Origin of the sequence: Bacillus sp. FSL K6-2869 (assembly GCF_040869405.1) — a bacterium.
GTDB lineage: Bacteria > Bacillota > Bacilli > Bacillales > Bacillaceae > Bacillus > Bacillus altitudinis.
Window position 1 is genome coordinate 1,865,858 of the sequence record NZ_CP152035.1, and the last position, 12,310, is coordinate 1,878,167.

The window sequence follows — 12,310 nt, forward strand, 5'->3', positions numbered from 1 at the left end:
TTAGACAGCTTTCTCTTCTTTTTTAACATAGTGGAGGATCAATCATGTGGAAAAAAGGAATGGCAAGCGCTGTTTTACTTGTGTTGATTGGTTTACTTGCATGGAATGTATTCGGACCAAAAGAACCTGCCATCGGTCTTGAAACAGGGGACAAAGCCCCTGATTTTGAGCTCAAAACCCTTGATGGCAAAACGGCATCGTTATCTGATTATCGAGGGAAAAAAGTACTCCTCAATTTTTGGGCGACATGGTGTAAGCCTTGCCGAACAGAAATGCCAGATCTAGATGCAATTAGAAGTGAAAATGACCAAGTTGAGGTACTAGCGGTGAATTTGACGAACACTGAAAAGAGTGTGGATCACGTCGCCTCATTTATTGATGAACTTAAGGTCAGTTTTCCTGTTTTATTAGATCAAAAAGGTATTCAAGCGAGATATCAGGTACTTTCCTATCCGACGACATACATACTAGATGAAAAAGGGCGTATCCTGTCTGTAAAGCATCAAATGCTCACAAAAAAAGAAATTGAAAAAGAGCTGGATCTATAATGATTCAGCTCTTTTTTGCTTATTTTCTAAATGTTTTGGCGAAAATGGTATGAACAGAGTGGAGGTGGTGATAGACATGAGAAGAAGAAAGCGCCGTACATTTGAAGAACTTGTGCTTGAAAATAAAAAAGAATTATTAAGCAATGAGGAATTTTTAAACCAGCTTGAAGAAAAGTTGGAAGAGCGATTTAGACAGAAATAAGTTATGATTTGTCCTTTTTCGTTCATCCTAAAGAAGAGGGAGGGATGAATGATGGGTAGAGAGCATGATAAACAAGCGCAGTTTACACCAGACCATTTAGGGACAAAACCTGTAGCATACAAACGAAATAAAGGTAAAAAGATGCATAATAAATCGAATGAACAGCCTGATGTGATACAGACGAAGGGCGAATAATAGGAGGGAAGAATGATGAATGACAAGTCATATCAATCCAATCCAGATGATCGTTCTGACAATGTTGAGAAGCTGCAGGATATGATCGAAAACACACTTGAAAATATTGATGAATCTGAAGCAGCAATGGGTCTTTCAACCGAGGAAGAAAAGCAGATGATCAAGCAAAAAAATGAAAACCGTAGAACAAGTATTGACGCAATGCGTTCTGAAATAAAGGACGAGGAAGCAGCAAGAAAGAGCGGTTACACTGAATAAACCAGGGATTCCTGGTTTATTTTATTGCCTCTTTTTAGAAGAACCATTTGGAATGTGGTAAAATGTCAGAGACGTTAGGTTTTGATAGGAGAGCGATGAAAACGTGTATGTATCTAAAAAAGAAATAGAAGTCCGTTATGCAGAAACAGATCAAATGGGCATTGTGTATCATGCCAACTATTTAATTTGGATGGAAGTCGGCAGAACAGCGTTAATTAAAGAATTAGGCTTTTCCTATGCCCAGTTAGAGGCAGACGGTGTCCTTGCACCTGTTGTCGATCTTCAGGTTCAATATAAGAAACCACTACTGTACGGTGAAACGGCTACAGTTCACACATGGATTGAAGAATATAACGGCGTGAAAACAGTGTATGGCTATGAAATACAAAAACCTGATGGACAAACGGCTATTACAGGGACCACCTCACATATATGTGTGGACAAAGAAACCTTTAGACCGATTCAATTTAGAAAAGCTTTCCCTGCATGGCACAGCGTATACGAACAGTCCAAGAAGCAGGTTTGATTCATGGCATTTGGAATTAAAAGAAAAGATTTGAATGCTTGGAAATCAGCTGTTCGGCAAGGGAATGTGGCCTTTTTGACACACTATTGGCTTGATGACCGTTTTCCACATGCGAATACTGTCACAAAGGCAGCCTGTCAGGATATGGAGCAATTAATCGCTTGGGGACAAAAGCATGGATTAAAGAAAGAATGGATTCATGTTCGCGAAGGTTTTCCTCATTTTGATCTCATCGGTGATTCGCAAAAACGAATTTTGCAAAAAGAGCGGTCGTTAGGAAACATTCAGGAGTATGGACTTTATATTGAGTGATAAACAAAAAAGATACCCGAGGGATGAGGTATCTTTTTTGTTTATTCATAATGGAATTCTGGTTCTTTCACGGACTCGTTATAATCAATATGCAGATCATGGTTGTCAAAATACCAAATATCACTTTCTTCCACGAAGAAAGTAATGCCTTCTACTTCAGCGGTTGCGCCTGCATTTTGAGGTTCATCTTTTGCGACGCCGAGAGAAAAGCCTTTTTGTACATTACTGCACCCGCCATATCTGACAAAAAAGCGAACATGATCACCTTTTTCTAAATCTAGTTCATTCTTGTACCAATTGAGTGCATCATCTTTTATCGTTAATTTCAATGTGATCGCCCCTTTTTGAAGTCATGCTGTTTTTAAATGCAGGATGCAAAAACAGCTTTTCTTTACTTTTACCACATATTTAAATTGATGAAACGGCTAAAGCCATTTGATTTTCGGTTCAGTTTTGTTGAGAATTCGTTTGAGGTTGGCGATGTGTCTGAAGATCACAAAGCCAGCAAGAACAGCAACAACAATAATTAAAAATAGATCTTGGGTGAATATGCTGTAAATGAATGTGTAGATCCCAGTCAGCATAGATGATAATGAAACATATTTACTAATGTATAAAAATAAGAAAAAAGCAGCGATCATCGTGATAAATAAGAACGGGGCATAAAATAACAGCACGCCGCCTGATGTAGCGACCGCTTTTCCCCCTTTAAATTTTGCAAAGACAGGAAAGCTGTGACCGATAACAGCAGCAACTCCTGCTAATAAGGGATGAATGTCCAGTTGCATGAAAAACGGTAAAGCCGAAGCAAGAGTCCCCTTTAAAATATCAGCTGTGATAACGATCGATCCTGCTTTCACACCTAGCGTACGGAATGCATTCGTCGCACCTAGGTTCCCGCTGCCATGTTCACGGATATCGATTCCCTTTGCAGCTTTCCCGACAATGAGACCTGATGGAATACTGCCGAGAAGATAAGCCAAAATAAACATCAAAGCAATTAACATCTGCATAACTCCTTTATATTCTCCCTCTTGTCTTACATTTTAACATGATCTTATGAAAAACATGGCGATCTTTTTTTGAAAAAAACGATGGCCGATGAATTCAGCTTTGTTTTTAACAAGAAATTCGCTAAAATAGAAGAAAAGGAGTGTCTGGATGAATCATCCTTCAAAACAAGAAATTGGGCGTATATTAAAAAACAGTAAGCGAATTGCAGTTGTAGGTTTGTCAGATCAGCCGCACCGAACGTCCTATATGGTTTCAAAAGCCATGCAAGATGCCGGTTATGACATCATTCCTGTCAATCCAACGATTGATGAAGCACTTGGGGTAAAAGCGGTCGCCTCTTTAAAAGACATAAAAGAGCCTGTTGATATCGTCAATGTCTTTAGACGTTCTGAGTTTTTGCCTGAGGTGGCGAAAGAATTTCTTGAAATAGACGCACCTGTTTTTTGGGCGCAGCAAGGCGTATATCATGAAGAGGCAAAAAGGCTGATTGAGGAAAATGGCAAGGTCGCCATCATGGACTTATGTATCAAAGTGGCTCATGCGATGACAAAAACTCATTAAATCGTCAAAAATCCTTGGTTTTTCAAGGATTTTTGCTTTTTTGTTGCAGAAATATATTTGCGATTCTAGAAGAAAGCGATAAAATAAGGCGACAGGGACCTATCGGTGACCTTGCATATCGAGAAAAAGAGCGATAAGATAAATATAGAACATTTGTTCTGTTTTGCTAAAACCATCATATGATTGCATTTGGCTTATGAAACAGTCTTGTTTATAATGGACTTCTAGTTCTGATTGCAGAATGTAGAACATTCTCATAACCGTGCAAAAGAGCATGTATCACTGAATCACACATGCATGGTGATGATGCAGCTTATTAAAGTGGACAGTAATGAGCAGCATGATCATCATTAAAATCTAGAGAGATCATTGATGATTAGCCGGTTATGTTTGTTAGTGAAAGGGGATTAAGCATTTGGTTAAAAAGCAGCAAGTAGATTATAACGATGATTCTATTCAGGTGCTAGAGGGGCTTGAAGCCGTCCGTAAACGCCCAGGGATGTATATTGGATCGACGGATTCACGCGGTCTTCATCACCTTGTCTATGAGATTGTAGACAACTCTGTCGATGAAGTGCTCGCGGGCCATGGAGATCATATCATTGTCAAAATACATAAAGATAACAGCATTTCCGTCCAAGATAAAGGGCGCGGAATGCCTACTGGTATGCATAAGCTTGGAAAACCGACACCAGAAATCATTTTAACGGTCCTGCACGCAGGCGGAAAATTTGGTCAAGGCGGTTATAAAACAAGTGGTGGACTTCACGGAGTTGGGGCGTCCGTTGTGAACGCACTTTCAGAGTGGCTCACCGTGACGATAGAACGCGATGGATTTATTTATCACCAGCGCTTTGAACATGGCGGAAAGCCAGTCACATCACTTGAAAAAATCGGGAAAACGAAAAAGACCGGTACACTGATTCATTTTAAGCCAGATCCAACGATGTTCAGTGTCACCACCTATAATTTTGATACATTATCAGAGCGTTTAAGAGAATCAGCCTTTTTATTAAAAGGGCTAAAAATAGAGCTGATTGATGAGCGCCATGATGTGCAGGAAACCTTTTATTATGAGACAGGTATTGAAGCGTTCGTTGCTTATTTAAACGAGGAAAAGGATGTACTTAGTGAAGTCGTTTCGTTTGAAGGCGAACATCAGTCCATTGAAGTCGATTTTGCCTTTCAATTTAACGACGGATATTCAGAAAATATTTTGTCGTTCGTCAATAACGTAAGAACCAAAGATGGTGGTACGCATGAGTCTGGTGCAAAAACGGCCATGACGAGAGCCTTTAATGAATATGCACGCAAAGTGACCCTTTTAAAAGAAAAAGACAAAAATTTAGAAGGTACGGATATTCGTGAAGGTCTGTCAGCTGTTATTTCTGTCAGAATTCCTGAAGAACTTCTTCAATTTGAAGGACAAACAAAAGGAAAGCTTGGAACGAGTGAGGCAAGGTCAGCTGTTGATGCCGTGATTTCTGAAAAATTGGCTTATTTTCTTGAAGAAAACCGCGAAACGGCGACACTGCTTGTGAAAAAAGCGATTAAAGCGCAGCAGGCAAGAGAAGCGGCTAGAAAAGCAAGAGAAGAAGCAAGGAGCGGCAAGAAACGGAAAAAATCTGAAGCAACACTCAGCGGAAAATTAACACCTGCTCAATCTAGAAACCCGGCAAGAAACGAACTGTATCTTGTAGAGGGCGACTCAGCGGGTGGATCAGCCAAGCAAGGACGTGATCGAAAATTCCAAGCGGTGCTACCACTTCGAGGGAAGGTCATTAATACAGAGAAAGCAAAGCTTGCGGATATTTTCAAAAACGAAGAAATCAACACCATAATCCATGCCATTGGCGGCGGGGTTGGTGTCGATTTTAATGTAGAAGACATCAATTATGACAAAATTGTCATCATGACAGATGCTGATACAGATGGCGCGCATATTCAGGTTCTATTGCTTACATTCTTCTACCGCTATATGAAGCCGCTGATTGAGCATGGCAAAGTATTCATTGCTCTTCCGCCTTTATATAAAGTTAGCAAAGGCTCAGGGAAGAAAGAAGTCATTGAATATGCTTGGTCTGATGAAGAAATGGATGACGTACTAAAGAAAGTTGGAAAAGGATATACGATTCAGCGCTATAAAGGTTTAGGTGAAATGAATGCCGACCAGCTATGGGAAACGACAATGAATCCAGAGTCGAGAACGCTTGTCAGGGTGAAGATCGATGATGCTGCACGGGTGGAGCGCCGCGTCACGACACTGATGGGTGACAAAGTAGAACCACGCCGTAAATGGATTGAAAAGAATGTCGCCTTTGGACTTGATGAGGAAAGCAACATTCTTGAAAATGAAAACTTGTCGCTAGCTGAGGAGGTTTAAACATGGCACAACAAGAACGATTTCATGATTTACCGTTAGAAGAAGTGATTGGGGACCGTTTTGGTCGCTATAGTAAATATATTATCCAAGATCGTGCACTTCCAGATGCACGTGATGGATTAAAGCCTGTACAACGAAGAATTTTATATGCAATGTATGCAGAAGGAAATACACAAGATAAAAACTTCCGTAAAGCTGCCAAAACAGTCGGTAACGTAATTGGTAACTATCATCCCCATGGTGATTCTTCTGTTTATGAAGCAATGGTGAGAATGAGCCAGGATTGGAAAGTGCGAAACGTGCTGATTGAGATGCATGGAAATAACGGGAGTATCGACGGAGATCCTCCTGCTGCCATGCGTTATACGGAAGCAAGGCTTTCTGCAATTGCATCAGAGCTTTTAAAGGACCTCGACAAGGAGACAGTCGAATTTGTCGCGAACTTTGATGATACAAGCAAAGAGCCTGTTGTCTTACCAGCGATGTTTCCCAACCTTCTTGTGAACGGGTCAACAGGGATTTCAGCCGGTTATGCGACTGATATTCCGCCGCACCACCTAGGAGAAGTGATTGATGGCGTGATTAAGCGAATTGAACAGCCGCATTGTACGGTTGAAGATTTAATGACAGTCATCAAAGGGCCAGATTTCCCAACAGGCGGGATCATCCAAGGTGTGGATGGTATTAAGAAGGCATATGAAACAGGAAAAGGAAAGATTATGATTCGCGGAAAAGCGGAGATTGAAACCATCCGCGGTGGACGCCAGCAAATCGTGATCACAGAAATTCCTTATGAAGTGAATAAGGCCAATCTTGTCAAAAAGATGGACGAGTTCCGCATTGAAAGAAAAGTAGAAGGAATTTCTGAAGTTCGGGATGAGACGGATCGTACCGGCCTTCGGATTGTTGTAGAGCTGAAAAAAGAAGCGGATGCGAATGGTGTCTTGAATTTCTTATATAAAAATTCTGATCTGCAAATCCCATATAACTTTAATATGGTCGCGATACATAACAGAAGACCGACTTTAATGACGCTTACAACTGTACTAGACGCTTATATTGCTCATCAAAAAGAAGTGGTGACGAACCGCTCAGCATACGAGCTTCGAAAAGCAAAAGAACGTCATCATATTGTAGATGGATTAATTAAAGCTCTTTCCATTTTAGATGAAGTCATTGCGACGATTCGTTCGTCTAATGATAAGCGTGATGCGAAAAACAATTTGATGGAGAAATATGATTTTACAGAAGCTCAATCAGAAGCGATTGTTTCTCTCCAGTTATATCGTTTAACAAATACAGATATCACTCAACTAAGAGACGAAGCAAGAGAGCTTGACGTGCGAATTGCAGAGCTTGAAGACATTTTAGCGAATGAGAAGAAGCTGTTTAAAGTCATTACGAACAACTTGAAGAAGTTGAAAAAGACGTATGCTGATGAAAGACGATCCGTCATTGAGGAAAAAATTGAAGAAATTAAGATTAACCTTGAAGTGATGATCGCATCAGAGGACGTGTACGTCACAGTCACAAAGGATGGATACATCAAACGGACGAGCCAGCGCTCCTATGCTGCATCAAACGGTAAGGACTTCGGTATGAAGGATACAGACCGACTGATTCACCAGTTTGAAATGAATACAACAGATGTTCTTCTGCTATTTACGAATAAAGGGAGCTACATTTACTGTCCAGTTCATCAGTTGCCAGATATACGCTGGAAAGACATGGGGCAGCACATTACGAATATTATTTCGATTGATCGAGATGAAACCATTCAAAAAGCGATCCCAATTAAAGAATTCGATGAATCATCGTATCTCTTGTTCTTCACAAAAGGCGGTATGGTGAAGAAAACAGAGCTTCTCCAATATAAAGCGCAGCGCTATTCAAAACCGCTTGTCGCCTTGAATTTAAAAGGTGATGATGAACTTGTAGATGTTCATGTCACAACAGGTCAGCAAGAATTGTTTATTGCAACGAAAAATGGCTATGGATTATGGTTTGATGAAGAAGAAGTGAGTGTGGTCGGTCCGAGAGCGGCTGGTGTGAAAGGCATCAATTTGAAGGACGGAGACGAGGTGGTCTCTGGACAAATCATTGATCCGAAGAACAATGTGCTTGTTCTTACGACACAAAGAGGTGCTGTGAAGCGGATGAACCTCTCTGAATTCGATAAGACATCAAGAGCAAAACGTGGAGTCATCATGCTAAGAGAATTAAAGAAAAACCCTCACAGAATTGTTGCTGTGATTGCTGCTTCACTGCACGATACACTTGAGATTGATACGGAAAAGGGTGCCACGATCCCGCTCGATATTTCCACACTAAGGGCAAATGATCGTTATAGCAATGGATCGTTTATTTTAGATGAGGAAGAGCAGGGAGAAGTAACTCAAGTTCTTTTATCACCTGCTGCATCTGACCAAGATGACAATAAATAAGCAAAATGAAAACCCCCTGCGTAAGGCAGGGGGTTTTTTATGATGAGGTCAATTTAACTCTCGTGATTGCCAAACATGCTTGTGATGGCATGCACTACTTCAATTCCTTGGTAAACGAAAAGAGAAAGTGAAGTGACAGAGAATAGACCTAGAATGAATACTCTTAAGAAAAATAACATCGTGTAAAACCTCCCAATTTTTGTTTGATTTAAATGGTTGGGTTAACACGAGCTACTCGGAAATTCGAAGACTGGTAGAACACTGCAAGTAAATGCTTCTTTTTCCGGTCAAATCGATCAGTATAAGTGATGCGTGCAAATCCAGCTGCCATACTGCCAATGACTAGCAGTGCTGTAAATGCCGCAAATACTGCGTTCACATGTTTTTGTTTCTTTTCATCGCCTGCTGTCTGAACGATTTTCATTTCATGTGATTCTTGATCAGCAACCACCTTTGCATGATGGTATACCTGAACGGAATGAGGCATTGAGAACAAATGAAAACTTGCAAGTGCTATGAATAAGACTGCTAATTTTAACAGCATATTTTTTTTCATTTTTCTCACCCCTTCCTGTTTATTTTCATGATCTTACCACGTTTTCAGTTATTTGAAAAGTCTTATTTTTTTACTTTCCCTCTTTAAAAAAGCGATAAACATCAAGACATCTATAGGACTGTTTCACTTCATGAAAGGTTTCAATTTTATTTATTAAATTTAAAAAAAGTACCGAGATCAAAGATCTGGCACTTTTCAAAAAGAATGTATTGATGTCGGTTTTGCAACAGCTTTTGTAAAGATTCCTGCAATACAAATGGCAAACAGAACAAAAATAAACGCATGAAGCAGACCGACTTGATTGGCGAGCAGTCCTAAAACAGGGGGCCCTGATAGAGAGGCTGTATACCCAGATAAAGTGACGATACTGACACGTTTGACAGCATAGCGGCTATCATCACCAGCTGCTGAAATGGTCAGCGGGAAGCCTAAGGACGCGCCAAGTCCCCATAAAAAGATAGATATCATACACACGACGAGTGAAATCTTTAAAATCACCAAGAATAGTCCGGCGGCAGCAGATAAGATCGCGACTCTTAGCAACAGCACCCTGCCAAAGTGATCAATGAAACGTCCGCTCAGTAATCTGCCACTAATCATCCCGCACAAAAATAATGCATAGATGACCGTACTCATTGAATGAGAAACCTGATAGCCATCAACCATTGCTAGTGGAATCCAATCATTTGCAGAACCTTCTACAAATGCGAGACATAAGGCAATCATCGCTAATGAGATCGTCCGTTTGTTCAGCCATGATGTTTGAGAAGCCTCAACTGATTCTGTCTGCGTCTCATCCGGATCTTTTCCTGTCCCGTGCGGAATAAACCGTGTACAAATCAGGATGCTGAGAAAGAAAATGAGTGCAATGGTGAGAAGGTGAATGAGGACAGACACACCTAAATAAATAAAGAGTATTCCGGCACCTGCACCAATTAACGTTCCAATACTGAAAGAAGCATGCAAAATCGGCAGGATCGTTCTCTTGATCTGATACTCAATCTCCGTTCCTTCTAAGTTCATGGCTACATTGCACATGCCTGAGCCTGAACCAAAAAGAAAAAGACCAGCAGTGACAATCAGCGTAGAAGAGAGGGCGGCTCCGATTGCAAGGGTTGAGAATCCAATAAACATCAAAAAAGCGCTGACCACAATCGCCACTCGGCCGCCTTTTTTGCGAACGAATACATTGGAAAGAATCAGCCCGACAATGGAACCTACAGATAAGCCGAGTAAAATGAGTCCCATTGTGCCTGTATCTGCTTGCAATAAATCTCTCACTTCTGGTGTTCTTGAAAACCAAGTGGAGATGGAGATCCCAGACATCGTAAAAATAACAATAATCGCTTTATACCACTTTAATTTCATCTAATCCCTCATATCTATGTAGTCATACAGAACAAATCTACTCGATTATAAAGGAGACTTCTTGATTCGTAAATAACATGAGGGAGGATCATCATGAAGAAAATATTCCAACTTCATCATTCTTTGATAGAATAAAGACAAAAGGGGCGATACATATGTCATATCGAATAGGTATTTTAAAGGGAGACGGGATTGGACCGGAAATTGTTTATTCTAGTATGCGTATTTTAAAGACAGCGTTGTCACAGTTCAATGAACTATTTGTGGAATTTGTAGAGTGTCCTATCGGTGCTGAAGCCATTCATTCTCATCAAGATCCAGTGCCAGCATCTACTATAGCCGCCTTGAAAAAATGCCATGGCTGGATATTAGGACCTCATGATTCAGATTCATATCCTGATCAATTGAAAGAAAGAAGAAATCCAAGTGGAGAACTGCGTCATACATTTGATTTATTTGCAAATATTCGTCCATCGCAATCGCTGCCAGGTGTGAAAAGCGTTGCGAGTGGCGTCGACCTTGTCATTTTTCGAGAAAATACAGAAGGCTTTTATCCAGACCGGAATATGTATCAGGGGACAGGAGAGTGGATGATTACACCAGATGTCGCCATATCTACAGGTGTGTTTACAAAAAAAGCAATTACCCGTATTGCCCACGCAGCCTTTCAACGTGCAGTGGAGAGGAGGGGGAAAGTCACCATTGTTCATAAAGCGAACGTGATCAAATTAGGATCTGGCTTGTTTTTACGAACATGTCAAGAGGTAGCGACAGCATATCCACAAGTGGAGGTTGAGGATATTCATATTGATGCGATGGCTGCTCATTTAGTGAGACGTGCAGGTGATTTTGATGTGATTGTGACAGAAAATATGTTTGGCGACATATTATCTGATCTTGCAGGGGAACTAGTCGGCAGTTTAGGAATGGCACCCTCATTAAATTGCAACGAAAATCAAGCGATGGCACAGGCGGCACATGGTTCAGCACCTGATATAGCTGGTCAAAATATCGCCAATCCAATGGGCATGATTCTTTCTACAGTAATGCTTTGTAACTGGCTACATGTAAAATATCAAGATGAAAGATTAAAACAGACAGCCAGTCTGATCGAACATACTCTTGATGAGACCTTAAAAAAGAACTTGAAAACGAAGGATTTAGGAGGAAATGAGACGACAACACAATTCACCGAGTCATTCATTCAAACGATGAATGAATTTTCAACAAAAGGGAGATGAACATGAAAACAGAAAAAGAAAAGATGATCAAAGGAGAATACTATCATCCAAATGACCACACATTGATGACAGATCGAGCAAAAGCGCGACAATTGACATTTGCCTATCAGCAAACAAATGAGCCATCACAGAGAAAGGCCATTTTAAAGGAGCTTTTAGGCGCTTGCGGAGATGATGTGGTATTTGAAGGCAGAATACAATGTGATTATGGATACAATATCGAGGTTGGCGAGCATTTTTTTGCAAATTTTGATGCTGTGTTATTAGATGTTTGCAAGATTACAATTGGAGATCATTGTTTGTTAGGTCCGAATGTACATATATATACAGCTGGACATCCGTTAAATCCAGAAGAACGTCAAACAGGTATTGAATTCGGCAAACCAGTCACAATTGGACATCATGTATGGATTGGCGGTGGTGCCATTATCAATCCAGGTGTGACAATCGGAGATCATGCTGTCATTGCATCAGGAGCCGTTGTGACAAAAGATGTTCCGTCAAATGTGATTGTTGGCGGGAATCCTGCAAAAATTTTAAAACATTTAGAGGAATGAAAATCTGACGAATCAACCGTTGGATTTTCATTTTTTGTTTTATCTCAATAAGATAAGTATACTTAATAATGAGACAAAAAAATTCAATTGTTGTTTAACTTCCTAGAATATATATTATGTAAACTAGATATTAATTAATGCAAAA

General features: G+C 40.4%; 16 protein-coding genes. 11 read left to right on the forward strand and 5 right to left on the reverse strand.

Annotation, left to right across the window (positions count from 1 at the left end; genetic code table 11):
* Positions 1 to 44 precede the first annotated feature (44 nt).
* The 6 genes from MHI58_RS09570 (at position 45) to MHI58_RS09595 (ending at position 2,041) form a co-directional block, all read left to right on the forward strand.
* Positions 45 to 548, forward strand: a complete 504-nt coding sequence (locus tag MHI58_RS09570; protein WP_008343807.1) for a TlpA disulfide reductase family protein — start codon at positions 45 to 47, stop codon at positions 546 to 548.
* Positions 549 to 624: 76 nt separating this feature from the next.
* Positions 625 to 750, forward strand: coding sequence for an FbpB family small basic protein (locus MHI58_RS09575; protein WP_003211002.1), 126 nt, complete (start codon positions 625 to 627; stop codon positions 748 to 750).
* A gap of 51 nt (positions 751 to 801) precedes the next feature.
* The gene (locus tag MHI58_RS09580; protein WP_008357830.1) at positions 802 to 945 is read left to right on the forward strand and encodes an acid-soluble spore protein N; all 144 of its coding nucleotides are present in this window, start codon (positions 802 to 804) and stop codon (positions 943 to 945) included.
* 15 nt (positions 946 to 960) lie between these two features.
* Positions 961 to 1,203, forward strand: coding sequence for a small acid-soluble spore protein Tlp (gene tlp / locus MHI58_RS09585; RefSeq protein ID WP_017359579.1), 243 nt, complete (start codon positions 961 to 963; stop codon positions 1,201 to 1,203).
* 103 nt (positions 1,204 to 1,306) lie between these two features.
* Complete coding sequence (locus MHI58_RS09590; RefSeq protein ID WP_008343800.1) at positions 1,307 to 1,729, forward strand: thioesterase family protein; 423 nt, start codon at positions 1,307 to 1,309, stop codon at positions 1,727 to 1,729.
* A 3-nt stretch (positions 1,730 to 1,732) separates the two neighbouring features.
* Positions 1,733 to 2,041, forward strand: a complete 309-nt coding sequence (locus MHI58_RS09595) for a hypothetical protein (protein ID WP_024719080.1) — start codon at positions 1,733 to 1,735, stop codon at positions 2,039 to 2,041.
* Between the two features lie 41 nt (positions 2,042 to 2,082).
* Here MHI58_RS09595 and MHI58_RS09600 read toward each other — a convergent pair whose 3' ends face one another.
* Together MHI58_RS09600 and plsY are read right to left on the reverse strand one after the other, a co-directional pair.
* A complete protein-coding gene (locus MHI58_RS09600) occupies positions 2,083 to 2,370 on the reverse strand; it encodes a HesB/YadR/YfhF family protein (protein ID WP_008343795.1) in 288 nt (95 codons plus the stop codon).
* 96 nt (positions 2,371 to 2,466) lie between these two features.
* Positions 2,467 to 3,048: a glycerol-3-phosphate 1-O-acyltransferase PlsY gene (gene plsY / locus MHI58_RS09605; protein WP_008343794.1), complete on the reverse strand. Its 582-nt coding sequence runs from the start codon at positions 3,046 to 3,048 to the stop codon at positions 2,467 to 2,469.
* A gap of 154 nt (positions 3,049 to 3,202) precedes the next feature.
* On the opposite strand from plsY, the gene MHI58_RS09610 reads away from it, so the two are divergent.
* The 3 genes from MHI58_RS09610 (at position 3,203) to parC (ending at position 8,443) form a co-directional block, all read left to right on the forward strand.
* A complete protein-coding gene (locus MHI58_RS09610; RefSeq protein WP_045034800.1) occupies positions 3,203 to 3,616 on the forward strand; it encodes a CoA-binding protein in 414 nt (137 codons plus the stop codon).
* A 415-nt stretch (positions 3,617 to 4,031) separates the two neighbouring features.
* Positions 4,032 to 5,999, forward strand: a complete 1,968-nt coding sequence (gene parE, locus MHI58_RS09615) for a DNA topoisomerase IV subunit B (protein ID WP_007499323.1) — start codon at positions 4,032 to 4,034, stop codon at positions 5,997 to 5,999.
* A 2-nt stretch (positions 6,000 to 6,001) separates the two neighbouring features.
* Positions 6,002 to 8,443, forward strand: a complete 2,442-nt coding sequence (parC, locus tag MHI58_RS09620; RefSeq protein WP_024719079.1) for a DNA topoisomerase IV subunit A — start codon at positions 6,002 to 6,004, stop codon at positions 8,441 to 8,443.
* Between the two features lie 53 nt (positions 8,444 to 8,496).
* Here the strand turns inward: parC and MHI58_RS09625 are convergent, their stop codons facing one another.
* The 3 genes from MHI58_RS09625 to MHI58_RS09635 form a co-directional block, all read right to left on the reverse strand.
* On the reverse strand, positions 8,497 to 8,622 hold the full coding sequence (locus MHI58_RS09625; protein ID WP_008343787.1) for a hypothetical protein: 126 nt from the start codon (positions 8,620 to 8,622) through the stop codon (positions 8,497 to 8,499).
* A 29-nt stretch (positions 8,623 to 8,651) separates the two neighbouring features.
* Positions 8,652 to 8,999, reverse strand: coding sequence for a hypothetical protein (locus tag MHI58_RS09630; protein ID WP_008343786.1), 348 nt, complete (start codon positions 8,997 to 8,999; stop codon positions 8,652 to 8,654).
* A gap of 195 nt (positions 9,000 to 9,194) precedes the next feature.
* Positions 9,195 to 10,367: an MFS transporter gene (locus tag MHI58_RS09635; protein ID WP_045034799.1), complete on the reverse strand. Its 1,173-nt coding sequence runs from the start codon at positions 10,365 to 10,367 to the stop codon at positions 9,195 to 9,197.
* A 77-nt stretch (positions 10,368 to 10,444) separates the two neighbouring features.
* On the opposite strand from MHI58_RS09635, the gene MHI58_RS09640 reads away from it, so the two are divergent.
* Together MHI58_RS09640 and MHI58_RS09645 are read left to right on the forward strand one after the other, a co-directional pair.
* On the forward strand, positions 10,445 to 11,608 hold the full coding sequence (locus MHI58_RS09640; RefSeq protein ID WP_045034798.1) for an isocitrate/isopropylmalate dehydrogenase family protein: 1,164 nt from the start codon (positions 10,445 to 10,447) through the stop codon (positions 11,606 to 11,608).
* 2 nt (positions 11,609 to 11,610) lie between these two features.
* Positions 11,611 to 12,165 carry a sugar O-acetyltransferase gene (locus MHI58_RS09645; RefSeq protein WP_045034797.1) on the forward strand — a complete coding sequence of 185 codons (555 nt, stop codon included), beginning with the start codon at positions 11,611 to 11,613 and terminating at the stop codon, positions 12,163 to 12,165.
* Positions 12,166 to 12,310: the final 145 nt, after the last annotated feature.

Excerpts from the sequence above, each read along its gene's own strand:
- MHI58_RS09635 (WP_045034799.1), bottom strand. The coding sequence starts at position 10,367 with ATGAAATTAAAGTGGTATAAAGCGATTATTGTTATTTTTACGATGTCT.
- MHI58_RS09625 (WP_008343787.1), bottom strand. The coding sequence starts at position 8,622 with ATGTTATTTTTCTTAAGAGTATTCATTCTAGGTCTATTCTCTGTCACT.
- MHI58_RS09640 (WP_045034798.1), top strand. The coding sequence starts at position 10,445 with ATGAGGGAGGATCATCATGAAGAAAATATTCCAACTTCATCATTCTTT.
- MHI58_RS09580 (WP_008357830.1), top strand. The coding sequence starts at position 802 with ATGGGTAGAGAGCATGATAAACAAGCGCAGTTTACACCAGACCATTTA.
- MHI58_RS09630 (WP_008343786.1), bottom strand. The coding sequence starts at position 8,999 with ATGAAAAAAAATATGCTGTTAAAATTAGCAGTCTTATTCATAGCACTT.
- parC (WP_024719079.1), top strand. The coding sequence starts at position 6,002 with ATGGCACAACAAGAACGATTTCATGATTTACCGTTAGAAGAAGTGATT.
- MHI58_RS09595 (WP_024719080.1), top strand. The coding sequence starts at position 1,733 with ATGGCATTTGGAATTAAAAGAAAAGATTTGAATGCTTGGAAATCAGCT.
- MHI58_RS09575 (WP_003211002.1), top strand. The coding sequence starts at position 625 with ATGAGAAGAAGAAAGCGCCGTACATTTGAAGAACTTGTGCTTGAAAAT.
- tlp (WP_017359579.1), top strand. The coding sequence starts at position 961 with ATGAATGACAAGTCATATCAATCCAATCCAGATGATCGTTCTGACAAT.
- MHI58_RS09570 (WP_008343807.1), top strand. The coding sequence starts at position 45 with ATGTGGAAAAAAGGAATGGCAAGCGCTGTTTTACTTGTGTTGATTGGT.
- MHI58_RS09610 (WP_045034800.1), top strand. The coding sequence starts at position 3,203 with ATGAATCATCCTTCAAAACAAGAAATTGGGCGTATATTAAAAAACAGT.
- plsY (WP_008343794.1), bottom strand. The coding sequence starts at position 3,048 with ATGTTAATTGCTTTGATGTTTATTTTGGCTTATCTTCTCGGCAGTATT.
- MHI58_RS09645 (WP_045034797.1), top strand. The coding sequence starts at position 11,611 with ATGAAAACAGAAAAAGAAAAGATGATCAAAGGAGAATACTATCATCCA.